General features: G+C 39.6%; 25 protein-coding genes and 1 tRNA gene. 9 read left to right on the top strand and 17 right to left on the bottom strand.

The window, feature by feature from the left end:
* Window positions 1-15: 15 nt before the first annotated feature.
* Genes EHR07_RS04310 through EHR07_RS04295 form a run of 4 tightly spaced genes read right to left on the bottom strand, consistent with a single transcriptional unit; the run spans window position 16 to window position 4,461 of the window.
* Entirely contained in the window at window positions 16-675 is a 660-nt protein-coding gene (locus EHR07_RS04310) for an O-methyltransferase (protein WP_135743947.1), read from the bottom strand.
* Entirely contained in the window at window positions 672-1,511 is an 840-nt protein-coding gene (locus tag EHR07_RS04305; RefSeq protein WP_135743946.1) for an MBL fold metallo-hydrolase, read from the bottom strand. Before EHR07_RS04305 ends, EHR07_RS04310 begins: the two co-directional genes overlap by 4 nt.
* Window positions 1,511-2,914, bottom strand: a complete 1,404-nt coding sequence (locus tag EHR07_RS04300; protein ID WP_135743945.1) for a M16 family metallopeptidase — start codon at window positions 2,912-2,914, stop codon at window positions 1,511-1,513. Before EHR07_RS04300 ends, EHR07_RS04305 begins: the two co-directional genes overlap by 1 nt.
* On the bottom strand, window positions 2,911-4,461 hold the full coding sequence (locus EHR07_RS04295; protein ID WP_135743944.1) for a M16 family metallopeptidase: 1,551 nt from the start codon (window positions 4,459-4,461) through the stop codon (window positions 2,911-2,913). The genes EHR07_RS04300 and EHR07_RS04295 overlap by 4 nt, the downstream gene beginning before the upstream one ends.
* Before the next feature lie 21 nt (window positions 4,462-4,482).
* Here EHR07_RS04295 and EHR07_RS04290 point away from each other — a divergent pair, with 21 nt between their 5' ends.
* Window positions 4,483-5,172 (top strand): hypothetical protein, encoded by a 690-nt coding sequence (locus EHR07_RS04290; RefSeq protein WP_135743943.1) that lies wholly within the window; start codon window positions 4,483-4,485, stop codon window positions 5,170-5,172.
* Window positions 5,173-5,604: a lipoprotein gene (locus EHR07_RS04285; protein ID WP_135743942.1), complete on the top strand. Its 432-nt coding sequence runs from the start codon at window positions 5,173-5,175 to the stop codon at window positions 5,602-5,604.
* A 14-nt stretch (window positions 5,605-5,618) separates the two neighbouring features.
* On the opposite strand, the gene mpl17 is transcribed toward EHR07_RS04285, so the two are convergent.
* The 9 genes from mpl17 to EHR07_RS04240 form a co-directional block, all read right to left on the bottom strand.
* The gene (gene mpl17 / locus EHR07_RS04280; RefSeq protein ID WP_135743941.1) at window positions 5,619-6,047 is read right to left on the bottom strand and encodes a cell surface protein MPL17; all 429 of its coding nucleotides are present in this window, start codon (window positions 6,045-6,047) and stop codon (window positions 5,619-5,621) included.
* Window positions 6,048-6,058: 11 nt separating this feature from the next.
* Window positions 6,059-7,216, bottom strand: a complete 1,158-nt coding sequence (locus EHR07_RS04275; RefSeq protein ID WP_135743940.1) for a DNA methyltransferase — start codon at window positions 7,214-7,216, stop codon at window positions 6,059-6,061.
* Between the two features lie 76 nt (window positions 7,217-7,292).
* The gene (locus tag EHR07_RS04270) at window positions 7,293-8,249 is read right to left on the bottom strand and encodes an RluA family pseudouridine synthase (protein WP_135743939.1); all 957 of its coding nucleotides are present in this window, start codon (window positions 8,247-8,249) and stop codon (window positions 7,293-7,295) included.
* A 3-nt stretch (window positions 8,250-8,252) separates the two neighbouring features.
* Complete coding sequence (locus EHR07_RS04265) at window positions 8,253-9,470, bottom strand: PilZ domain-containing protein (protein WP_135743938.1); 1,218 nt, start codon at window positions 9,468-9,470, stop codon at window positions 8,253-8,255.
* 2 nt (window positions 9,471-9,472) lie between these two features.
* A complete protein-coding gene (locus EHR07_RS04260) occupies window positions 9,473-11,725 on the bottom strand; it encodes an alpha-hydroxy-acid oxidizing protein (RefSeq protein ID WP_135743937.1) in 2,253 nt (750 codons plus the stop codon).
* Complete coding sequence (mnmA, locus tag EHR07_RS04255) at window positions 11,722-12,864, bottom strand: tRNA 2-thiouridine(34) synthase MnmA (RefSeq protein WP_135744384.1); 1,143 nt, start codon at window positions 12,862-12,864, stop codon at window positions 11,722-11,724. The genes EHR07_RS04260 and mnmA overlap by 4 nt, the downstream gene beginning before the upstream one ends.
* 1 nt (window position 12,865) lies before the next feature.
* Window positions 12,866-13,741 carry a hypothetical protein gene (locus EHR07_RS04250; protein ID WP_135743936.1) on the bottom strand — a complete coding sequence of 292 codons (876 nt, stop codon included), beginning with the start codon at window positions 13,739-13,741 and terminating at the stop codon, window positions 12,866-12,868.
* Window positions 13,705-13,932, bottom strand: a complete 228-nt coding sequence (locus EHR07_RS04245; RefSeq protein WP_135743935.1) for a hypothetical protein — start codon at window positions 13,930-13,932, stop codon at window positions 13,705-13,707. The genes EHR07_RS04250 and EHR07_RS04245 overlap by 37 nt, the downstream gene beginning before the upstream one ends.
* Before the next feature lie 22 nt (window positions 13,933-13,954).
* Window positions 13,955-15,016 (bottom strand): sensor domain-containing diguanylate cyclase, encoded by a 1,062-nt coding sequence (locus tag EHR07_RS04240; RefSeq protein WP_135743934.1) that lies wholly within the window; start codon window positions 15,014-15,016, stop codon window positions 13,955-13,957.
* 167 nt (window positions 15,017-15,183) lie between these two features.
* Between EHR07_RS04240 and EHR07_RS04235 the strand changes: the two genes are divergently transcribed.
* Window positions 15,184-15,256: transfer RNA gene (locus tag EHR07_RS04235), tRNA-Met, on the top strand.
* Between the two features lie 6 nt (window positions 15,257-15,262).
* On the opposite strand, the gene proC is transcribed toward EHR07_RS04235, so the two are convergent.
* Genes proC through EHR07_RS04220 form a run of 3 tightly spaced genes read right to left on the bottom strand, consistent with a single transcriptional unit; the run spans window position 15,263 to window position 17,545 of the window.
* Window positions 15,263-16,048 carry a pyrroline-5-carboxylate reductase gene (gene proC, locus EHR07_RS04230; protein WP_135743933.1) on the bottom strand — a complete coding sequence of 262 codons (786 nt, stop codon included), beginning with the start codon at window positions 16,046-16,048 and terminating at the stop codon, window positions 15,263-15,265.
* Window positions 16,049-16,052: 4 nt separating this feature from the next.
* Complete coding sequence (locus tag EHR07_RS04225) at window positions 16,053-16,733, bottom strand: YggS family pyridoxal phosphate-dependent enzyme (RefSeq protein WP_135743932.1); 681 nt, start codon at window positions 16,731-16,733, stop codon at window positions 16,053-16,055.
* Window positions 16,734-16,735: 2 nt separating this feature from the next.
* Window positions 16,736-17,545, bottom strand: a complete 810-nt coding sequence (locus EHR07_RS04220) for a hypothetical protein (protein WP_135743931.1) — start codon at window positions 17,543-17,545, stop codon at window positions 16,736-16,738.
* 69 nt (window positions 17,546-17,614) lie between these two features.
* Here EHR07_RS04220 and EHR07_RS04215 point away from each other — a divergent pair, with 69 nt between their 5' ends.
* Genes EHR07_RS04215 through nadE form a run of 3 tightly spaced genes read left to right on the top strand, consistent with a single transcriptional unit; the run spans window position 17,615 to window position 21,572 of the window.
* Window positions 17,615-18,364, top strand: coding sequence for a flagellar filament outer layer protein FlaA (locus EHR07_RS04215; RefSeq protein ID WP_135743930.1), 750 nt, complete (start codon window positions 17,615-17,617; stop codon window positions 18,362-18,364).
* Window positions 18,365-19,642: a 3-deoxy-D-manno-octulosonic acid transferase gene (locus EHR07_RS04210; RefSeq protein ID WP_135743929.1), complete on the top strand. Its 1,278-nt coding sequence runs from the start codon at window positions 18,365-18,367 to the stop codon at window positions 19,640-19,642. It begins immediately after the preceding gene.
* Window positions 19,629-21,572 (top strand): NAD(+) synthase, encoded by a 1,944-nt coding sequence (nadE, locus tag EHR07_RS04205; protein ID WP_135743928.1) that lies wholly within the window; start codon window positions 19,629-19,631, stop codon window positions 21,570-21,572. Before EHR07_RS04210 ends, nadE begins: the two co-directional genes overlap by 14 nt.
* A gap of 2 nt (window positions 21,573-21,574) precedes the next feature.
* Here nadE and EHR07_RS04200 read toward each other — a convergent pair whose 3' ends face one another.
* Window positions 21,575-22,264 carry an LIC_20245 family lipoprotein gene (locus EHR07_RS04200; protein ID WP_135743927.1) on the bottom strand — a complete coding sequence of 230 codons (690 nt, stop codon included), beginning with the start codon at window positions 22,262-22,264 and terminating at the stop codon, window positions 21,575-21,577.
* Window positions 22,265-22,306: 42 nt separating this feature from the next.
* Between EHR07_RS04200 and EHR07_RS04195 the strand changes: the two genes are divergently transcribed.
* Genes EHR07_RS04195 through EHR07_RS04185 form a run of 3 tightly spaced genes read left to right on the top strand, consistent with a single transcriptional unit; the run spans window position 22,307 to window position 24,104 of the window.
* Window positions 22,307-23,044, top strand: a complete 738-nt coding sequence (locus EHR07_RS04195; protein ID WP_135743926.1) for an LIC11073 family putative lipoprotein — start codon at window positions 22,307-22,309, stop codon at window positions 23,042-23,044.
* Complete coding sequence (gene rsmI, locus EHR07_RS04190) at window positions 23,034-23,756, top strand: 16S rRNA (cytidine(1402)-2'-O)-methyltransferase (RefSeq protein ID WP_135743925.1); 723 nt, start codon at window positions 23,034-23,036, stop codon at window positions 23,754-23,756. Before EHR07_RS04195 ends, rsmI begins: the two co-directional genes overlap by 11 nt.
* Window positions 23,757-23,777: 21 nt before the next feature.
* The gene (locus tag EHR07_RS04185; RefSeq protein WP_135692963.1) at window positions 23,778-24,104 is read left to right on the top strand and encodes a flagellar biosynthesis anti-sigma factor FlgM; all 327 of its coding nucleotides are present in this window, start codon (window positions 23,778-23,780) and stop codon (window positions 24,102-24,104) included.
* Window positions 24,105-24,109 lie beyond the last annotated feature (5 nt).

Here is a 24,109-nt window from a genome sequence, read left to right as displayed (position 1 = left end):
CAAGAGGTTTGACTACTATTTTTTATCCTTTTGAAAAAAGAGTAATCCATCACCGACAGGATACAAAGTATAACCTGAAACTTGGGATTTCACCTCATGCCAAAGAGCCATTACCGCTAAATCAGATGGTTTTTTCGGATCTGGTGCAAGGACTCGTCCATGCCAAAGCATATTATCAAATAAAAAATAAGCTCCTGGTTTTGCCTTCTCCCAAAGAATCGAAAAGATTTCAGGATAGGTAATTTTATCACAATCTACAAAAAATAAATCAGAACTCACCCATTCTTCAGATTCCTTCGCCAAATAATCCAATACGGAGTCAGTCACCCGTTTAACATGAATTTGCTCAAGAATTCCCATTTTTTTAGCATATACATCCATTAAATCCGCTTGTTCTTTATGACGATCCACTGTCACGAACCTAGTTTCGGGAGAACCCACTGCCATCCACAGAGTGGAATAACCAAGACCTGTTCCCAATTCTAAAATTTCTTTGGGCCGAACGAGAGAAACCAAATGAGATAAAACGGCTCCAGTTGCAGCAGAAACAATGGGGATGTTTTTTTCTTTGGCATAGGTTTCCATTTCTGCAAAGACAGGGTTTGGTTTGTAAACCAAACTAGAATCAATATAAGATTCGAGTTCTGGAATATAAATGCTCGGTCTTGGTTTCATGATTTAGGAGGCAAAAACAGGGAAACTCTATCTTTTAAAACGGGAGGAACTTTTTTACGAAGAAGGTCATTTAACTCGCGGTAACTATATCGTTTAGAAGGATGGATAAGTACTATAGCTTCGTTTTCAAATGCAGATGCATGGGCCACAATTTCGTCAAAATGAGTATGGCCCCATTCCCGAGCTCGGTTTACATCTCGTTTATCACAATAGTAAGTACATTCCATAAAAAGAATTTTACTTTTGCGAACATCTTCATTTTCTAATACGTATTCTATTTTTGTATCCCCAGAAAAGGAAACCAATGGAACGGAAATTTCTTCTGTTGGATCTTCACCTAAATCTTTTTTATTTCGAATCTCATCGGAACTAAGACTAGTCCATTCTTTCTTAAGTTTACGTTTGGTTTCATACACCGTATAACCTTGCGAAGGTACTCTATGGAAACTTTCCCAAGGTTTAAAAAAATATCCCGGTTTTAAATCCACTCGGTCTCCAAAATCCAATCCAATGAGTTCGCACTGATAATCAAAATCTTCAATTTCAGAATATAATTTTAGAATTTGGGACATCTTTGGTTCCAAAGATTTTGGAAGATAAATTTTGGGAACCGGCAATTTACGAAGGCTTCTCTGTGATACATAGTATGGGATTCCGCAGGAGTGATCCAAATGGGCATGGGATAATAATATCTTTCCTATATGAATTTTATCTGGATTGATAAATCCAAAATCAAACATAAAGTCAAGAGATGAACAAATGATGGATGTCCGAATTCCACCTTCAGACAAACCCTCAAACTTGGTTCCTTTGTATTCGAAACTTGCAGTTAACATCAATCTTCCGGATTCAATACTTTCACTGATCCTTTCCAGGATGATTCCAAAGTATTTGGTCCTACAACTGTCACAATCAACTTATCAGATTGAAAATACAATTTACCAACTCGTTTTAAATCAGAAAGAGTCAACTTATCAATTTCACTTCTGAAGTTTTGTAAATATCCATCTGGCATTTTATGGTCACGCCTACGAACTTCGCTCGCAAGTGTCCTTTTATCATCTTCAAACTGGAATACAAACTGGTTGATGATGGCATTTTTTGCCCGCACAAGTTCCTCTTCAGTTAAAGAGTCGATGAGTTTTGGTTGGATCAGCTCTCGCATTAGTGACAAAACTTCTTTTGCCGATTCCGTTTTTGTCATAGCAAAAAACTGGATGGTTCCATAGTTCTCTTGAAACTCCGTATTACTTCCTGCAGAGTATGCAAGCCCACGATTGTTTCGAATTTCTCTCATATAATAGGAGTTAAATCCTCCAGCTCCAATGATATAATTCAAAACTTGGATGGCGTAAAAATCAGGATGATTGTGTTCAGGAAGAACCCCTATCATGGAAATAAAAGTTTGGTTTACATCCTTTGTTACAAGACGAATGTCTTTACCTTCTTTTTTCACATTTTCTGCGAGTAAGGAAGGAGTCACTAGTTCCGATTCGGGTTCATTTGTTTTCTCATCTAACTTAGGAAAAAAATTCTCATAAGACTTGATCTCATAATCTCCAGTCACAAGAAATCTACGTTTGGGTTCTTTTAAAATTTCAGTTTGAAACTCAGTAAGATCCTTTAATTTTACGGCTTCCAAGAAAGGGATTTGCATGGAAGTGCCAGCTAAAGTTCCCCGAAACAAAGCTTCTTTTGCTTTTCTTGAACCGAGGGCTGTTGGATTGTCATTTCTACGTTTGATTTCTTCGGTGAGTTTACCCTTGGTTGTCAACATTAAGGACTCATCCAAATAGGGAGCTTCGAAAAAAGACTGAATGATCGGAAGCACTTCTTTCTCCGTGGATGTTAAATAAGAAAAACTGAATATAGTTTTTTCATAATCAATTGATACAGAAAAGGTGGCTCCGTAAAACTCTAAAGTTTCTAAAAACTTTTCTTTGGGATATGTTTTCGAACCCGACAATTCCCAAGTATCTTCCAGAAGTTTAGTGATCTCCACGGGCCGTTTGCCTAAGTGTTTTCTACCATGATATACATAAAAATCTGCATATACGATCGGGAACTCAGAATTTTTTAACGAAAATACTTCTACACCTGACGGATGTTTTATGGAATTGATTTCAGGAACTTCAAACTTAAGTGGTTTGAACTTTATATCGCCAACAAACTCTCCCATCTCCCTGGCTGATAGGTTATAAAAACTAAAAATAACTAAAATTAAATAAATACGTTTCATTCTGATTTTTTCCTTACATCTTCCAATACGCCAATCACAACTCTGTCTTTGGATAAATAAGTAGGAACAAGTGTTTGGATATCTCGGGAGGAAGTCTGCATAATCGAAGTGTATTGACCGAAAAGCCCCGCCCAATCCCCATATAACAATTGATAGTAACTCAATAGATCAGCTATACTTGCATTCTCATCTAAGGTTTTGATAAAGTCTGAAACCATATGATTTTTTACTTTATCGAGTTCCTCTTTCGGAATCCCGTTTTCTTTAATTTTTGATAACTCTTCCCATATGATATTTTCAATCACTTCTGGTTTGGCCTCTTCTCTTGGTTTGATAAAAAATACAAAATAGTTTTGGTATCTTTCACCAGGATAACCATTGGCCGCTCCCACGCTAAGGGCGAGTTTTTCTTCTAAAACGAGTCGTTTGTATAAGCGAGAACCAGTTCCCGAAGTAAGGACAGTGGACAATACATCAAATGAAGAATTGTCTTTATGTGGATAGGGAGGTTTTAAAAATCCCATCATCATTTGGCTTCCCGATGGATGGTATACCTTAAATCGTTTTTCACCAGGAAAGGATTTTTCTTCCACTTTATAAGTTGGTCTTGGTTTACCTGGTTTTAGATCCGAAAAATACTTTCGAATGATGGCCTCTGTTTCTTCAAAATCAAACTTACCCACAACAGAAATCACCATCCGATCGGGAGTATAATGTTTTTGAAAGAAGGCTTTTGTATCTTCAATTTTCAAAAAAGGAAGGCCCGTAGAATAACCAATCACTGGTTTCCTATAAGGATGGCTTTCGAAGGCAATCGAGAAAAATTTTTCTCTAAGGACACCAGCTCCACTATCGTCGGTTCGCATCCGACGTTCTTCAATGACTACATCTCTTTCTGTATAATATTCCCGTAAAATAGGATTTTTTAGCCGATCCGATTCAATCTTTGCCCAAACTTCGATTCGGTTGTTAGGAAGTTGAATTTGGTAATTGGTAACATCTTGTGAAGTATAAGCGTTGAATCCTACCTCACCATTTTGTTCATAAATATAGGAGTCTTCGTTTTTTACGATAAAGCTGTCTTGTAATTGGATTAGATTCTTTAGTCTACGATTCAAAGTATCTGCTTCCTTTTGCAAAGAAGAGGGAATGGATTCTCCTCTTGTGGTGAGATCTCGAATTTTGAGTTTGATGTCATCGAGTTCCGTTCCCCAAACTTCGATTTGTTTTTGGTACTTTTCTTCTTTTTCAAAGTCTGTGGTTCCCACAGTTTTGGTTCCTTTGAAGAGCATATGTTCTAAAAGATGTGCCGTACCCGCTTCTTCTGGTGTTTCATCCACAGCACCCACAAGAAATTTGATGTACAATGCCACGATTGGCGAAGTACCTCGTTTCATCATCACAACAGTCAGTCCATTCTCCAAACGAATGGTTTTTATTTTTTCTCGGAATTGGGATTCGGAAGTTCCAAAAAATTGGTCCTCGGAAAAAAGAGGCAAAAATTGTAGTAAGAAACAAAGGAAAAAGATTCGTAATTTCGACATCATCTACTAGTCTTGAAGTTGGAAATGGTTCGTAAACTTCTAATTTTAAGTCTCTTTTGTTCCTGCCGCCTCTTTACCATTGCTGATCCCAACTTTGTGGAACAAGCTTTACTCAATGAAAAAGAGGAAGGGTTTATCTCGCGCGAATTTTTCCAAATCAAAGTCGAAATTCCCGTTACTTACAAAGAACTCTCTGGATTGGCGAGAAGAGAAGATTGTAAACGAAGAGCCTTGATTGAAAGAGAAAAAATAAGCCTACCTTACCTACTCCAAATCCAAAAGCAAAAACACAGATTCGGGGAAGGTTTCGAAGAATACACCGCATCCCTAGAAGGAAAGGATCGGCAAACAAGAATTGCTGCCAATGCAGCACAAAACGCTACCACCGCAACGGGTACACAAATCAGTCCAACAACTGCAGCCACTCCCATCTTACTACAAAATGCACAAACAACCCAAGGGCAATCCACTACAAATCCATCACAATCACAAACCGCTGGTCAGAACCTAGGCGAAGTTAGGGGGAATCCCCAAGAGAAAAAAGATAATCCTGTGGAAAACTCACACAACTTCGGATGGTTTTTTGATGGCCTTCAACTCTACAAAGAAGATTATTCCGACCGAACAAAATGTGCTTTCCTATTCCGCAATATCCAACCTAAATTAATGGAACGTGTGGAAAAAACTCCCATATCAGAACCTAGGAAATTGTAGATGAACAAAACACTAACAAAGATTATACTTACTTTCGCTATGACAATTCTCATTTGGAATTGTAAATCCAAAGAAACCAAAGAAGATGTCCCGCAATCTAAAGATACAGAAAATGCAGCTGTTTTAGAATTTACGAAAGCCAAAGAAGGATTTATCTCTGATACATTATTCCAAGTTGCTGTCTCTAGTGTTTTGGAATCAGAAAATGCACGGATGGAAGAAGCAAAAACCATTGCAGAACAAAAATCTCTTAACTTATTAAAAACTTATACCATCCCCAATCTGACTGATAAGGGACGTAAAGAACTTCGGGAGATTTCCAAAGAAGGAAAGATTGTAGATAAAAACGTTTCTGTGGGGGGAAGGTATTTTTTCTTATACCAAATTCAAAAACCCAACTTAAAACGTCTTGTTACCAAAGATTTAGAATAATCTTATTTGAAAAACTAAATGGAAAACGATTTGTTCACTTTAGCCGGTATACAAATGTTTTTCACAAAATTACAATAAAACAATTTTGCATCCACCTGCAATTTCCCTTTTCCTTCCACTTGGAAGGTTAAGGGTTTTACGTATTCGAAGTATTCCGGTTTTTTAGGATGCACTGGTCCTTTTAGTTTTAGGTCCGCATTTAAAACTTTGAGTCCATCATTACCCGACAAAAAAATTCGGTGAGGAGCTTCCATCTGAAATCCAAAGTCTTTCGGTAAAAACATTTCCAACTCATACTTACCCGGAGATTTCTGTTTGATCGAAATTTCGATGGGATGAGAATCCAAGGGATCAGCAGCCAAGGTAGCGAAAAAGCCAATACCGCCGACAGACCCAAGGAATACCAAAAGAGAAAGTATGAAAAGATTTCGAATTTGTTTCATACTAGTTAGACTTATAAAACTTTCCTTAAAACAACACAACGATTGGAATTTGTTCCTTTTTCGTTGTTGGAAACCTGCCAACAATTCGAAAGTTTTGTGAAACTTTGTGTATGGACATAGGTTTTGTTCCAAACAAGTCCTGTCCCTTCGGCCATCCTCACCACATCTTCATCCAAATAAAGAATGGAATTTCCCTTTTTCACTTCCCCCACTTCCATTACCATATAAGAGCCTTTTTTTAAGACCCTTGCTGATTCCTTTAAAGTGGAACGAATGAAGGAATTCCAATCACTTAAGTTACTAAAGATACTGAGTTTTCTGTCTTTCGATTTTTTGATATCAAGAAACCAGTGGCGTAACCAATTGTCTCCTTCATAGTCCACCTTATCAAGGAAAGGTGGTGAAGTCACAATCAAATCTACTGATTCTGAATCAATATCAGGAACTGAATTTGCAGAATTTAAGGAATACAAATTGTTTTTAGAAAATTCATGATAAAACGGTGGAATTGGTAATGCCAAATCTCTTTTCATCTTTTGATAAATTCTAGGTTTGATCGGACGATATTCCGGAGATTGTCCTCTTTTGATATTATTTTTAGCTTGCGACTCAGGGGGAATTGATACTTGAGGAAAAGTATACACAGAAAAAAATCCAGTGCTATGTCCATGTAACCTTGAGAGTGCGATCAGTGAAATAAACTTCATTTCCACAGACGGATCTTCTGCCATATATCGTTTCAGATTTTTAATTTCTTTGAGAGTGCGCGGATGAAAAAATGGAAGAAGATTGCTATCAAATGGATCATCCTCAACTTCTCTATCCAAATCCAAAGAATTTAACTTTTTTTCTAAATCTTCAAGTCGCGGCACATATTGTCTAGCGCTCGCAAGAAAAATGGACAATGGATGTATATCGTTATGAACCGCCACATGTCCTTCTATATTTGCTTGAATGGCCGTAGTTCCACGACCACCAAACGGATCATATACGACTCTATTTTTCTTTTTTAAAAATTCCTTCATAAAGAAAGAAGGAAGTTCCGGTTTAAATGATGCTCTATAACTTACGGTATGATGAATTGGATGTCCTTGGCGTTGTTTTGCAGTCCAAAACTCACCAAATACAATCTTATCGGAATCCTTTAATAATCTGCCTGCTCCTGCCATCCTTTGCAAAAGCCTCCTCTCTCTTTATAGAAAGATCGGAGGAAAGGCGAATTCTAAATTGGATTTTTATTAAAAGCTATGGGACATAGTCTTTATGATTAGGGAAGAGAGATTCTATTTCCGGAAGTGGGTTGGATTTCACAATGATATTCGAAGGGACTCTCTCATCCATATAACTGATGCTATGTGCATGTAGAAGTTGCCTTTCGGCTCCAAGCTCTGCCAATAATTCAGGGGTGAGACCAGACTTAACAAAATCCAAAAACATAGTTTCGCGCGGTCCATAAAGTTTATCTCCAAGAATCGGATAACCCAAATACAGAAGACTCACACGGATTTGATGAATTCTCCCTGTAACTGGCCTGACGAGAACCAAACTTATGTTTTGTGATTTATTATAACTTAAAGGTATAAAATTGGTAGAAACTGATTTGGAATCCAAAAATTCTTCTAAAGAGAATTTCATTTTTTTACGAATGGCCGAATCCAAATCCTTTCCGATAAACCCGTCCAACCTAGTTTCTTTTTCAAAAAAACCACGCACTACCGCTAAATATTCTTTTTGAACTTCCCTTAGTTCAAATTTCTTTTGAAGCCAAGTGCGACTCTCTTCTGATTTGGCAAAGATGACAATCCCCGAAGTTTCCCGGTCTAGTCTGTGCACCGGGATGACCGTAGGATACGTTTTTTCGAGAAGGTTTAAGAGAGTTCGGGTGCGGTACCTGCCCGCAGGGTGCATCGGTAAATTTCCTGGTTTATCTATAAAAAGAAAGTCCTCTGTTTCTTTCAAGATCACAAAGTTTGTATCAACTTCTGGCTCCTGAATCCTGCCGGGAATCGGTTCGTAAGTTAAAGTATCACCTTCTCCGAGAACCAAATCCGCTGTAGCAATTTGATCCTGTACTTTCACACGACTCTGTTCCAAAAGGAATTGCCACTCGTCTTGCGTATGGTATGGAAATTTGGTAGTTAAAAATGTCAAAACCGTCTTCCCTGAATGGGGATAACGAATGACGGATTTGTAAGATGACATGGTTTAGGATTCTTGGGTTGGTTCCTCTGTGGGAAACTCAGAATCCATGGTTTCCCCAAAAGGATCCCCTGGTGTGTCGGCCTCTCTCACCATTGTAGAATTTTCTTCCATATCGGGTTCGGAATTAGGTTCTTGTGGATTTTCACTTTCCGCATTTTCCCCTTCTGCCGTTTTCCCCGCATCCAAAAATTCCCCAAGGATCTCTATATCTTTTTCTGTTAGGTTGTAGAATTGGCAACCCACACGAAAGTTGGTCTCTTGGTTACGAATGTTTTTGATGATCCCACGTATGGTTACTCGTTTGCCCTCTTCCAAGTTTAAATCAAAAAGGATTGTGCCGTTTAAAGTAACTGACCTTGAAAAAGAACGAGAAGGTGCATGGATAAAACTTATACCACCCATACTTAGATCCATAACCTGACAAATATCGCGGGATTCTTGGAACACACCCGTACTAATGATATCGCGACTCACTGCATTGGCAAAAGTTTGGATCTGTTTATAAATTTCTAGGTCTAGAGGTTTTTCTGCTAAAACCTGTACATAACCAAGATGGACATAACCTTTGTATTTGATAGGAACACAAATCTCAGACGAATAAGAATCAGGTATCTTAGAATTATCAAAAATTCTCAAATACTCATCAAAAGGAAAAAAATCAGCCGAGGCCGTAGACTTTTCCTTACGATCAACGATAAAAATATCTTTGTCATAATGGTGCATCAGTCGCAATCGGTTGTCCATACGTCCCGCAAAAAAAATAGAAGAAAGTGGAAATGCTTTGGCGAGTTTTGTTCTGTAAGCAAGGAGGATGGCATCCACTTTTTTATCATCAAATCCAATGGCTTTGGAAACATCATTTACGTTAATGATATTAGAAACAACCATTCCTGTTTGGATTTGACTGGCCTCTACCCTTGAACCTTGCCGAGATGCTGCCGTAATTTGTATCTTAACAGGTGTTAGAATTTCGATTCCGTTCCCGTCACCACCTGCCACAAGAAAATGTGCTAAAAACTTACTACCATTATGAACAACTGTTAGGATTCGGTCTCTATTTGGAAATTTTAGATTCGTATTAATGATAAGTGCTTTATTCTTTAAAGCAATGATCTTTACTGGATACTCTTTCTCCGAATTGACAATATATGCAGGCAGTTTACCGAAAAGTGCGGTGATTACCTTTAAAATTCCTTCGGGGTCTTTGATTTCCTTATCCATAGTCAACCGTGAAGTTTATGAAGCAACATAGTTCGCTTGATGTCCACCAAAGTTTTGGCTCCGGTAACACTCATTGATTGTTTTAGTTCTTCCGAATATTTTTGTAAAAGAAAACGAATTCCTGCTTCTTCTCCACCAACAAGTGAAATGGCTACAGGTCGTCCTAGTAAAACAGCATCTGCACCTAGTGCTAACATTTTAAAAACATCCATACCGGAACGTATGCCTCCATCAACAAGGAGAGGAATTTTACCTTTTACGGCTTCCGCAATTTTTGGAAGGACACGAGCGGTTCCTGGCATTCCATCCAATACCCTTCCTCCGTGGTTTGAAACAACGATAGAAGAAAATCCACCTTCTACCGCAAGTTTCGCATCTTCTGGATTCATAATCCCTTTTAAAATAAATGGCAGTTTTGTTTTCTCTTTTAAACGAACCAAACGATCAAGTGGTCTTGTGATACTCGATAAGTTCTTCTGAACCATCGTTTTAAAATTGACAGCATCAATATCCATCCCAAGAGCGAACACTCCGTCCGCCTCTGCCTCCAAAAAACGATCCACTAACATAGATTCATCTTCTCTTGGTTTACAAATTAAAATTCCTTTCCCAGAAGATTTTTTCAATGCTTCTAACATGATTTTGTATTTTTCAGGAGAGGCACCATCTCCAAGCCATGCAAGACTTCCATTTTGAATAAAGGACCGAACCACCAGATTGGCATAATCGGAGTCGGTCATTACAAAATTCATATTTGTCCCCACTCCAGTCATAGGAGCTGCCATAATCGGAGTTTTTAAATCGTATCCTAAAAACTTTGTATGAATTTCAGGAATTATATGGTCACGGATATATCCCGGCAAAATGGAATATTCAGAAAGAGCAACACTGTTGTCATGGAAAGTTTCCATGCGACCCACACCGCCCATTCCCGGAATCCCGGAAGCACAATTACTTCCATCACATTGTTTACAAACCCAACAAATATCTTTTCCAAAACGAATTCTTGCTTGGTCCCCTATCTCTTTTTCTGTAATAGAAAACTGCTCATCCACTTCAAAACGAATTGTTTGTTTGACCTTTTCAAAAACTACTTCTGCATCTTTTAAATTATCAGCAACAATGATGACATGACCCGACTTATCAATGTTATTGGTAGGTTCTTTAATTATATCCCCTGGTTTTGATTGGATAAAAACTTCAGAAACTCCATCTATTTTTTTTATCTCTTCCACTCCACCTATGGAAATGAGTTTTCCTGGTTTAGAAAGTAACGAACGTTCGATGGAAACTCGATTTAAAACTGGATCTAAATTATCGGGAGTTTCTCCAAGCGAAATAAGAAGGGCAGCACGGTTTAAATTGACACCAGTAGATAAAGGATAGGTAAACGCAGACATAAATCCACCGGAAAGTCTTGCCGCAATTTCCCCAATTTTGACTCCTTCTTTTGTGACTTTGATATCACCCTTTCCGGCACCTAAATGGATACCCAGTGCCCGCATTCCGCCTGCCATCACTCGTTCCACTTCGTCCAAAATCTCCTTAGGCATCGCCGAAGGCATGTTATGCCCTACTTCAATAAAATAAGGTTCTCTTTCGATGATCCTGTCAGCAATACCTGTCATTCGAATTTGGCCTTGGAAGGCTAAGGCATCCACGGAAAGTTCAGGACCTTCCATATATTCTTCTAAAATCAATTCACCGGTAGGACAAAACCGTTTTGCATGTCGAAAAGCAGAAGGTAAGTCATCTTTATGATTTACCTTGATGACACCACGAGCTCCCATATTGTCAGCTGGTTTCATTACCAAAGGAAAGGTCAATGAATCCAGGGCTTCTTTGGCATCCAATAGAGACCAAACAGCTGCAAAACGAGGAATTGGCATTCCGAATTCCTTTAGCCTTTGACGCATCTTTACTTTGTTAGATGCCGCCTCTGCATCCACAAAACGAATTCCTGGCAGTTGTAAAGCAGAGGCCACAGCAGCCACCGTCATACTAGCATCGGTTCCTGCAGTGATTACTCCATGAATCGGCGAATTTTGGGCAAATTTCTTCGATTCTCGAACCATTCCTTCCACATCCTTTGTGGACATGACAATGGATTCGTCTGCAATTTGAAATCCAATGGAAGATGGATTCATATCAGCTACGACTGTATGGAGTCGCATGGTTTTTGCCGTTTGGATGATGGGAACTTGTAACAATCCCCCTCCAATGATGAGGATTGTTTTACCTTCTACCGATTTCAAATGGTAACGCTCTCCGCCTCTAAGACAAAGTTTGTTTTTACCTTTCTTGTAATGGAACCTTTTTGAATGATCCCACCAGCCAGCAGATAATCCCCATTCGTTTCATAAAATGTAGCAGATTGTCCAGGAGTTACACTTTTTACATCTTCCAAAAATTCCACTTTCCAAGTATTTCCAAGTGAAGTCACCTTACAATGAACAGGTGCACTTCTGTAACGAATTTGGACTTTCATTTCTTTTGTGTCACCCACTTCCATTGGGCTAAGTGCTTGGTAGGTAATCTCTTCCAAAATAAAAGATTCGGAAACCGTTTCTTCTTCTTCCCCAAGCACAACTGTTCCGTCATCTTCGATGGCCAAAACATATAATGGATTTTTCCAAGCGATTCCAAGTCCTTTTCTTTGGCCGATTGTGAATCCTTCTTTTCCTTGGTGTTTGCCAATGATCTGGCCTGAGGCTAGTTTGAAAAATCCTGGAGTGAACTCCATTCCCTTCTTCTTCAAAAAAGATCTATAATCATTTTCAGGGATAAAACAAATTTCTTGAGATTCTGGTTTTTCCGCTACAGGAAGACCCATTCGTTTTGCGATTTCACGCACCTGTGCTTTGTCCATTTCACCAAGAGGGAAAACTGTATTTTTAATATTTTCTTGGGACAAACCGTACAAATAGTACGCTTGGTTTTTTTTCATGTCAACAGCATTACGGATTGCGTAACGTCCATCCACCTCGACGACACGTGCATAGTGGCCTGTGGCAATTTTTTCTATGCCTAATATTTTGGCTTGTTCGAAAAGAGCACCAAACTTCACAAAGGTGTTACATTCTACACAGGGGTTTGGTGTCCTTCCATCTTTATAATCATTAATAAAACGGTCGATGACTCGTTCTCCAAATACCTTTTCCATTTTAATTACATAAAAAGGAATGTTTAAAGAAAGACCTACATCACGTGCATCACGAATGTCTTCGGGAGAACAGCAGGATTTTTTAGTGGTATCACAAGCTGGTGCTTCATATTCCCACGTACGTAGGTTGACACCGATCACATCGTAACCTGCTTCCATAAGAAGTCCTGCGGCCACAGCGCTATCTACCCCACCACTCATCGCTACTATGATTTTTTCTTTTTCTTTCACCTTAGTTTTTGGAATGAACAATTCCCAAACGCCCCCGAGAGAAGTCCCAAAACAAGGGACGAGTCCTGAGGATGTCAAGTCCGATCACCCAAACCTCTTCCCTATCCTTGTCCCCCGGCAAAAGGAAATTCTCAAGTGAAATTCCTGTGAGAAACTGGACTTGCCTATATTCTTCGCGAGTTCCAACCTTCGTCACCAAATAAAAGACAGAAGTCGATTCCATCAGGTTTGCCGTTTGGATTTTATTCCCGGCAAGAAATACCTTCTTTTCTCCAAGAAACCTATCCTGAGCTCCCTTAGGCAAAAGGTTTAAAGAGGAACCTGTGTCGACAAGGCCAAAAGAAGTATGGCCCTCCGGATACTCAAATTGTGTATAATAATGATCTCCTTTCTTTTTCGTATTCAGAAATTTGAAATCCAGTGATAAGTAAGCATCTGGATGTTCACAAAATGGGGAAGTTTCAGGAAATTGTTTTAACTCCTCTCCCATCCAGAAAATACAACTGCCACGAAAAAAATCAAGGCCCAGAAGCCCCGGAATCGATTCCGGCAAAACCCCTTTTTTGTTTTTTAAAGAAAACCGTTTTTCACCCAATCGAAATTCCTTACTCTCTTCGGAGGAAGGTGATTCATAAAAACTCAAATCGGAACCTGTATCCCATAATAAAGAGAGGGACTGACCAGAAGACTCCACTCCATGAATCAGTAAATGAGTTCCCTCATCCGAAATGGATATCGTATTATGCGGAGGTAAAGTTTTTGTTAGGGTAAAAGGAACAGAAGTTTGGTGGACACGAACAGGGCCTGGGATACAGGCCCCAAACAAAACAAAGGAAAAAACTACACTAATTTTTTGATACAACGAGAATTGGAACATCGAGTATAATCTACAATACAATCCCGATATTCAATTCCCGTATTTTCATCTTTTGACTTGTATTCAATAAAACAAGAGTAAGGTTGAAAATCATACGAAGAAAGACCCAATGCACGATTGCGAATGGATTCATATACATCGGAAGGAACCGATGGCGAAAGATCGTTAAGTAGGTATGCTGGCTCTGCCATACTCTACCCATCGGCAAATTTCCTAATCTTTATAACAAATTGTGCGGTTTCTACCAGAATGTTTTGCCTGGTAAAGTGCTTTGTCGGCCCTTTCAATCAGGTCTTTATTGTTTCTGTCGGTAGTCCGAAAGCTGGAAACTCCCACAGACAAAGTGACCTTTAGATCAGTTCCATCATTTGGATTTTTCACAATCATGGACTCAACTGCCTTTCGAATTTCTTCTCCCTTGGTCATGGCCTCTTCTTCCGAAGCTCCAGGCATCACAAGGCAAAACTCTTCCCCACCGTATCTTGCTGGAATGTGGTGGCGAAGGGCAGCATTGATCAATTGTTTTGCCACTTCAATGAGAACCACATCTCCCGCCTGGTGTCCATAGGTATCATTAAAACTTTTGAAATGATCCACATCCGTAAAAAGTAAACACAACTTAGTTCCTTTTTTACGGCATCGGTCCATCTCTTCTTTGAGTTTGGTTTGGAAATAATGATGAATTTTGAGTCCTGTCATCATATCTACCGTTGCCAGCTCATACAACCGAGCATTGTCAACGGCAATCCCTGCCAGGTTGGCAAGAGTGGTCATAAATTCTTTTTCATCTTCCAAAAATTCTTCGGAAGTCATTTTATCGCCAAGGACAAGTAGTCCATTGACCTTACCCTTTGCATTCAGAGGAACAAGAATCTCTGCTCCCATTTTACGAAGGTAAGTGATGTCAGGAATGGACTTGAGTGTATCCATCTGAAGGATTTGGTCCATGGTGATGGCTTTCGGTTTCTCTTCAAAATAATGAATGAGAGGACTATCGATTTTGATTTCGTAGTTTTGTTCTTCCGGGCTTAGTTCAAATCCTTTAATGGATTGGGGTTCTAATTTAAACAAACCCAAATCAATTTCTGGCTCTAAGTACATGGCAGCGTGGAGTGTCTGCAACTGGGCCAAACAAATATTCAAAATGGCATCAATTAAGTATTTATAGTCTAACGTGGAATTCAGGGCACGAGAGATTTCCAGTAGTTGTTTTTGGTCGTAGATTTTTTTTTCGTAATGCTCAAAAACGATATCAGTGTTTTCTTTAAAAGACAAAACGCACCGCCAGAATTCTGTATAAGATAGGAATCATTCGTCTTTTTTGACTACTGTAAAGTAAGATTTTGATGGAAATCGATAAATTTACTTACGAAAGAAAATAGAGAAGTTTTCATAATGTTTAAGTTGACAATTAACCAATCTTAAAAATAATGGTTTTATACCGCGCGGTGGAGCAGCTGGTAGCTCGTTGGGCTCATAACCCAAAGGCCACAGGTTCGAATCCTGTCCGCGCAACCGTTATTATCCTTTCCCTAATTCCTTACTTCTCTCCGTCGCTCTATGAATTGCATCTCTAACGGCGGTTGAGAATCCTCCCCTTTCCAAAGCATCCAATCCATGAATGGTAGTTCCACCCGGAGACGTGACCCAATTTTTCACTTCCATAGGGTGTAAGTTTTTGTCTTCTTTACGTAAAGATCGAAAATACACAAGAGTTCCCTCTATAGTTTCCATTGCCAAAGATAAAGACTCCTCGTAACTGAGTCCCTCTTGCAAACCACCTTCTGCCATTGCTTGTAAAAACGTTAATACATAAGCAGGACCAGACCCAGAAAGCCCTGTCACGGCATCCATGAGCGACTCTTTAGCCACTCGAATCCCAGTTCCCATTCCATAAAACAATTGTTCTACGTTTGTTGCGGCATTGTCTTCACAAAAGTAAGCAAAGGCTCCCCTTTCTGCCACAAGAGGTAAATTTGGCATCACTCGCACGGCCAAAGAACCTTGGGGGGCATTTTCCGTGATTTGCGAAAAGGAAATTCCTGCGGCAATGGATACAAAAGTAGCAGGTTTCGAAAATTCTTTTAATACGGGAACCACAAGGTTTGGTTTCACAGCAATCACGATGACTTCGGACTCATTACGAATGGCTTCAAGCGTTTTGACAAGAACCACTCCTTTTACAGGAGATTCTTTTAGATTGGGATCAAATCCATATACCTTAGTTCCTTTTTTCACTAGGGCTGTTGCGATTGCCGCACCCATTTTACCTAGACCCACAATACCCACTGTTTCTATTGGATTCATTTGTTTATTCCCTTTCTCCAAAAATCTTCGATCCAATTCGTAAGTAATCAGATCCTAAAGAGGCAGCGATTTCATAATCACCACTCATTCCCATTGATAATTTTTTATCGGGAAAATATGTATCACGTAATTCCGCAAGTAAGGAAAACACTTCTTTTGTTTCTGCCAAATCACCTGTTGAGGGTCCCATTCCCATAAAACCCTCCCAAATACAAAATTCATTTTGGTAACTAGAAAGTGAATCTTTCATATTTCGTAAAGTCTCGAAACCCATTCCATGTTTTGTATTTTCTTCTGTAAGATTGGCCTGGATGAAATATCGAATTTGTTTTTTTTCTTTTTCGGCACGTTTCAGGAGTTCCTTTAAGGAAGAGATACTTCCCACACCATGTGTATGCGAAAAAACGCCAAATAACTTTCGTAAGGTTCCTGATTGGACAGGTCCGATATGGTGTAAGTGCACAGAGCTTTCCGCATCTGGAAACTCTTCTCTTAATTTTGTGAATTTGGCAATGGCTTCGGGAATATAGTTTTCTCCGAATTCGCGAATTCCTTGGAGGTATGCTTCTCTCACCACTTCATAAGGTTTGGTTTTGGAAACCGCTATGATTATGGGGGACCTATTCGGATATAAATCCTTTAGCGAGGTTTGGATGGAAAGATACGAAGAACCGTAATCGGCCACAATTACTTAGCTAACGCTTTTTCTAAAGAATCAATACGACGTTCGATCTCAACAAACCGTTTTTCATTCCGATCGTTTTGTGTAGCAAGTTTTTGTTCTACATTTCGCATCCGAACTTCCAAACTGGAGGAAGTAACCTCTCCCGTGTCTTTTGTTTTAGAAGGTTTTTGCGTATGGTAAGTTTTTTTGACTTTTTTACTTTGTTTCTTTTCTGAAATAGAATTATATTTTTTAGTACGAGTTTGTTTTGGCTCTGCTTTCGATGAACTTACTACTTTGGAATCTGCTTTTTGGTTTGGTTTAACCGAATCTTTTGTCTCTAACTTCGGTTGTTTTGTAGAGGGTGTCGATTCCAGTCCTTCGGAAACCACTTCTTCTTTGGCAGAAGTTTTTTTAGTTTTTTTAAGGTCTTCTTTGGGAGCAATGGATTCTTCTACTTGGTCTAGTTTGTCTTGCAAACGAGCAGCAGGATCCATCTTTTCTTTTGTCTTTGTAGAAGCAGCAACAGAAACAGAACGGGGGTGATCGGATTCCGGCTCCATATCGTCTAAGCTCGGTAATTCGGGAAGTTTAGAACGATCTTCTAGTGATTCTTTGGTTTCCGCGTGTGAGAAATTTTCTTTGGGTGCCGGGATTTTTGGATTTTCTCTTTCGATTTCTCTATCGACCATCTCCACCTCGCGGTTTTTTCCGATGGTTTGGAGTTTTTGGTAAATTTCGTTTCTATAGATAAATGCAAAAATGAACGATGAAAGAAGTAGGACCACTAGAATGGCAGTTGTGAGTATTTTCAAATTGTCGCGGCGGCCCATGACGTGCGGATTCCTTTCCTTTGATAAGAACAGAGTACACGTTTTTGGTCTTTCGAAAAGTGAGAAATCATGAAAACTGCAAAAAAAATCACATTCTGTTTGGGTATGGTCCTCATGTTTTCCGGTCTTTTGTCTCTTCCGAGGCCCCATGACCCTGACGAAGTGGGCCGAGTCCAAATTCTTAAATCAGCCCTGACCATTGATTCCAACTACCTTCTCTTTCTTGTAGAGGATTTTGAAGGAGAAAGACCTTGGGATTTTTACCGTGTGGATTCCTTTTTGGCGGTCACCCAGTTTGCCGGCTCCGTTCCTAAATCAGAAGCCTTTTTACAAGAGACAACCCTTCTCAAAGAATCAGGGTACCCTCAATTACAGAACCAAACCAGTTTCCTTGTCCAAAGTTATGTAGAAAACCCAAGACTAGACCACTGGGAAGTGCGTCCCAAAGAGCCTATTCTTCTCCCACTCGGAATGCCCATCCAAGGAATCCTTTGGGTGTATTCAGAAGGTCACCATATCAATTTGAGTATGGGACTTTCTCAAAAAAAATCGAAAGATTTGTATTTTGATTTGGGAACTTTGAACTTTGTGGGATGGCGTAGATTGGAATTTTCGATCCACCTACCCAAGGAAAACACAAGACTCATTCAATCCATGTCCTTTCCGATTTCCTTTGCTTCATTTCGATTAAAAAGTTTAACTTCACAAAAGAAAGGAGAGTTTCATTTATACTTTGACAATTTGAGTTTTGTCATTGATAAAAGAACTTTCATATACCCAGGTTCGGAAGTGAACGATACTTGGGGTAACAAACGCTAAATGGTATATTTTTTTTATAATACTTTTGTTTTCATTATTTATTTTGTCTTAAAATTTCTTTCTTTATTTGTAAAACAAATTAAAGAAGAATTAAGTAAAAGAGAACGTTTGCTTAAGCAGATTTTTTCAAAATCCGCTGACGGAAAAACGGTGATTTGGCTTCATGCGGCAAGTGTTGGCGAACTCGACCAAGCCCGTGCTCTCACGGAAACCATTCGTAAAAAACGTAAGGATGTTTTTATCATCCAATCTGTATTTTCTTCGTCTGTAAAAGAAACAACCTTTTCTGATCCACTGGCAGATGTATATTTTTATCTCCCACTCGACCTTCCCCATGCCTATGATTCTATCTTTCAAAAGTTTGTACCGCAAGTTCTCTTTGTTATGGCATGGGACACTTGGCCGAATCTTTTAAAAACAGCAAACCGGATGGGAACAAATACCTACTTAGCCTGCGCCAGTTTGTCTTCGGAGTCCTCCAGAAAAAATCCCCTCATACGTTCTTTAACGAAAGCTTCTTTTCGTTATCTCACAGGAATTTATCCAAGCCACGAACTGATGGCCAAAGAATTTAAAGGTTTGGTAAATGAAACCATCGATTTCTCCGTGTTAGGAGATACAAGGTTTGAATCTGTCCTTGGAAAATTAGAAACAAAATCTCCGAATCCTGCCTTTACCAAATTTGTTTCAGACCAAAAAGATTTTTTATCCAAAAACAAACCCATCATTCTAGGTTCCACTTACGGAATTTGTGAAAACCATTTTATGGCCTATTTAAAGGAACATACAGATGATTCCTATTATTGGATTTTTCCTCACAAATGGGAAACAGAACGTATGGACCATTGGATCCCCAAACTCAAAGAATTTGGCACGGTAGGAGTTTTTTCTAAATTAAAGCCAGAAGAACCACTACCAAAATTTCTTCTTTTTGACCAAATGGGAATTTTGGCATTTGCCTACCGGTATGGAAGTTTTGCCTATGTGGGTGGTGCCTTTACACATAGGGTTCACAATACGATAGAACCTGCGGCCCTTGGCCTTGCTGTCATCACGGGTCCAAAAATATCCAATGCACCGGAAGCCATCGTTATGCAGGAATTAGGTGGACTATTCAAAACTTTAAATGAAGCCGATTTTATTCAGAAATTTCAACTCCTCGTCCAAAACAAATCCTTACAAGAAAAGATGGGAAACGGAAATCGAAACTTTGTTGTAGAAAACAGAGGTGCATCAGAAAAGATTTATAACCGAGTTTTCTCTGATGCCAAAAATTAAAATTGCCGCCGTTACACTGAACACAACTCCCCTTGACTTTCTTGGGAACTTTGAATCAATTGTTCAGGCAATCAACAGCCCAGAATCAAAAAATGCAGACTGTATTCTTTTTCCAGAACTTTGTATTTCTGGTTATGGATGTGAAGATGCTTTTTATAAACCTTCTGTTTGGATGCGGTCCGAAGAAATTTTACTAAAATTAAAAGATGTATCCCCAAACCAAATAATCCTTGTGGGTCTTCCTGTTTTTGTAGGTTCTTTTTTATACAATTGTATGGCAGTTCTTTTTGGTGGTAAGGTAGCTGCCATAATTCCAAAACTAAATTTAGCAAATACTGGCGTACATTATGAACGTCGCTGGTTTCACTCTGAAACAGATTTTATCAATAAAACCATTTCCTTTGCTAAAGAAGAAGTTCCCTTTGGGCATTTTATTTTCCAAACCGGTCAGTGGAATTTTGGAGTGGAAATTTGTGAGGATAGTTGGTCAGTCAATAAACCGTCTTCTTTCTATAGTCCTGTAGGCATTGATGTTTTATTTTCTCCTGGTGCTTCCCACTTTGCGATGGGAAAACAAAACATCCGAAGACAGATTTTTACCGAATCCAGTAGAAACCAGTGTAATCTTCAAGTTTTTACCAATTTGAATGGAAATGAATCTGGGCGTATTATCTTTGAAGGTGGAGCCATTTTTGCATCCCTCGGAAATTTAGTCAAAGAGGGCCCTAGACTTTCCTTTTCCCCTTTCCAAATCACTTCTTACTCCTTTGATCCATTCGAGATCCGCGCTGCCAAAGCACGTTCCTTTCGCGAATCCAAACCCAAAGTTTCCAGAGAAGAAATTCCAAAAATCCAACTGACACAAAAAAACAACTTGGAAGCGAAAACATCCCAAGGGTTTACCCTTCTTGACAAACGTAAAGAATTTGGGTGGGAAGATTCGGAGAATTCGGTAAATCTTTCCCTTTATGAAGAATTTACAAAAGCGGTATGTTTAGGTCTTTTTGATTATTTAAAAAAATCGAATACCAAAGGATTTACACTTTCTCTTTCGGGGGGTGCGGACAGTGCCACTTGTGCCCTTCTCGTTTCGGCCATGAAAGAAATCGCCAAACAGGAAAATGGTGATTCTATTTTTTCTACTCTGGGAATAGAAGAATCCAATCTTCTTGTGACCATTTACCAAAAAACCGTAAACAATTCCGATCTTACTGAAAAAATAGCAGAAACTCTAACAAGAGAACTCCAATGTCAATTTTATTCCATTCCCATCGATGAGGCAGTGGACACATCAGTAAAACTCATTGAATCGGTTCTTGGAAAAACTCTGAATTGGAAAGAACATGATTTACCTTTGCAAAATATCCAAGCAAGGGTTCGTTCTCCGCTCGTTTGGTTACTTGCCAATCTAAATGGACATTTACTTTTATCAACAGGGAACCGAAGTGAAGCCGCTGTTGGTTATACAACTATGGATGGAGATTCCTCAGGTTCCATTGCCCCACTAGCAGGTGTTAGTAAAGAATTTTTGTTAGAATTTTTGGATGATATCCAAAAGGGAAACAACCGTTTTATCTCACCCAAAGATTCGATCCAAACTTTACGTAATACAAAACCCACCGCAGAACTCAAACCTCTCGAAGAAAACCAAGAAGATGAAAAGGATCTGATGCCTTATCCTATTTTACAATCAATAGAAAAGAAACTTGTCTTTTTGGGACTTGATGACATGGACTGTTTGGAAAGTTTGAAACAAGAATTTCCTTGGGAAAATACAGATAACTTACTTGGATACCTGAAGAAATTTAAGAAACTATTTACGATATCACAATGGAAACGAGAGAGACTACCTCCCTCGTTTCATTTGGATGAATATGGTCTGGATCCTAAATCCAGTTACCGGTATCCGATTCTTTCCAAGGAAAGTTAGTTCTAAGGAGAAATGCCTGCTTTTTCAAAGGCGTTGGCGGCTTCTTTTTCTATTTGTTCGTTTTGGAATTGAATGTTTTTCAAAATTTCCTGGAACTTTTTATCCATCTCTGGATCGTCACCACCTTGTGTTTCAATTAGGTAATTGATGATTTCCAATCGGTCCTTACCTTGTTTTTTTACGTGGTTGTAATAAAGGGTAACATCCGATGGATTGTTTCCTCCGCTAAAAATTGAATTTGTAGCACGTGCTAACTTTTGGTTAAACTCAGCCTGTTTTGTTTTCTCTTCCGGAGTGAGTCGTTTCGGAATCAAATCGTTATCAGGAAATTGTTCTCTGAGTTCCTCAAAAGCTTGCATGGCCTCGGGAGGATAAGGTTTTCCCGTTTGGGGATTGATTGGAATTTCACCGGCTTCGGAATTGGCAATTGTTCCATCTTCTTCATAACGCATGCCACCGGCACTATAATAGTCAGAATCAAAGATGGAACCTGAGTCTTCCCCCCGCACCCCCAGTCGGTTGGTGCCTTTCGGAGTGTTGGAACCTCCTCCAAATAAGGCAAGGGCCTGCGAACTTCTTTCTTTTTTACGGCGAGCTTCTTCTTCGTCCTCACCACCCATTACGAGTAAAATGAGAAAAAAAAGCCCAATCATTGAAATGGACACAAAGAGTATTTTTTTTTGGATTCCCATAGATTGAATTCCTGAAAACTTGGAAGGGAAACGAGAAACTGAATGCGTTTTCCCTCTTTACATCCAATTTACTTAGTCTGCATATCTTTTCTCTCCTTTTTTCATTGTGGGACCAATACAGATACGCCGGTAGCTCCGTTTATTTTTTTAGTTCCACCAAGTGTTCCGCAGATCCTATCTGTGGTTGCAGTCAATAGCAATATCACCAATGATTTTAAATTGGAAGCAACACAAACCGTAGACCCAAGGCCGGAATATGTGCTTCGTTATTTTGTCACCAACAGAGAACCACAGTTCCAAGGTTACAACCTCTATATTACTACAGCCTTTCCAGGGATCATCCAAACCATCCAAGGAGAGTGGTTAGAGGATGGAGTCCAACCCAGTTTCCCTCACCTTCCCTATGAAGCGTCCACCGAATCCGCAAAGATTGTCACAAAAAGGATTCGTTTTGCAGTTCCCCCACCTGGAGCCGAATTCTTTCAAAAATGCCAAATTTATAACTTCACTCTTCGTTCCGTGTTAACGGGAGGATTGATCTCCAATCCTTCTACGCCCACAAGTACCTGTGCCATCCCAAACAAGGTAAACGATATCCAAACACTTTGTGCTGCTGGTGCCGGCTGTAACACGACCATTTGTGCCAATCCTTCTTGTGCAACTCCCAGCGCTTGTGCTTTAGGCACTGCCTGTAACCCTTGTACCAAAGGGAATAATGACCTAGCATGTACTTGTCCCGCAGGGGCCACCCCACCAGGATGCCAATACATTGGCCCATAAACGAGAAGCAGGTGCCCTTTATGTAGTGGCCACTCCCATTGGAAATCTGGGAGACATTACCCTTCGGGCTCTAGAAATTTTTAAAACGGTAGATCTTGTTCTTTGCGAATCGGCCAAAGAAACTAGGTCCCTATTTTCCAAATTAGAAATCGCAACGCCGGTGCTTGCCCTTTATAAAGACAGTTCAGAAACCCCATTTGCTAATGTTCTTGAGCAGCTAAAAGCTGGGAAATCGATGGCCCTTGTTTCCGACGCAGGAACCCCAGGGGTTTCGGATCCCGGAAGCCAGATGGTGCGCATTGCTCGGGAAAAAGGAATTCGGATCATACCAGTGCCAGGAGCTTCTGCCCTGACTGCTTTACTTTCTGTTTCTGGATTTCAGGTCAATCCCACATATTTTTTGGGTTTCCTCTCTGAAAAACCGAGTAAAAAACGCCGAGAATTAGAAAGAGCCTCTGAGATCGATGGACTTGTAGTTTTTTATGAATCCGTCCACAAACTCCCAAGGCTCTACCCGATGCTTGAGGAGCTTTTTCCGGAAACGCAAGTGCTTGTGGGAAGGGAGTTGACAAAGACCTTTGAAGAGGTACTTTACTATGCAAATCCTAGGGAATTGGCAAAAGATCCGCCAAACGCCAAAGGAGAGTTTGTTTTTCTCTTAAACCATCGAAAAAAAACACTTAAGGGAAATTCGGATTCCTCCGATATGTGATGTAGGAAGAGGACTAAATATATGAACGTCGACAAAGTAGGACGAGTTGGTGGTTACGGATACGAACCCAAAAAAACTCAAGGGCCCAAAGAAACGGAAGCACAAGCTCCGGTAGATACAATTTCCATTTCTGACGCTGCTAAAAAAATTGCCTCAGAAGCAAAATTACAAGCAGAAGTAAAACAAATCGCAAAACAAATCGTACAAGCTCCTCCAGAAGAAGATCGTACGGAAAAAATCAAAGCGATCAAAGAACGATTGAAAAACGGTGACTACGACAATCTCTCTACAGAGATGTTGGATAAAATCTCCGACCAAATCGCGTCAACTTTCCTCGGACAACAGTAAAAAGG

Origin of the sequence: Leptospira bandrabouensis (assembly GCF_004770905.1) — a bacterium.
Lineage (GTDB): Bacteria > Spirochaetota > Leptospiria > Leptospirales > Leptospiraceae > Leptospira_A > Leptospira_A bandrabouensis.
The sequence above is the reverse complement of the archived record's forward strand: the minus strand, read 5'-3'. Positions and strand labels throughout refer to the sequence as shown.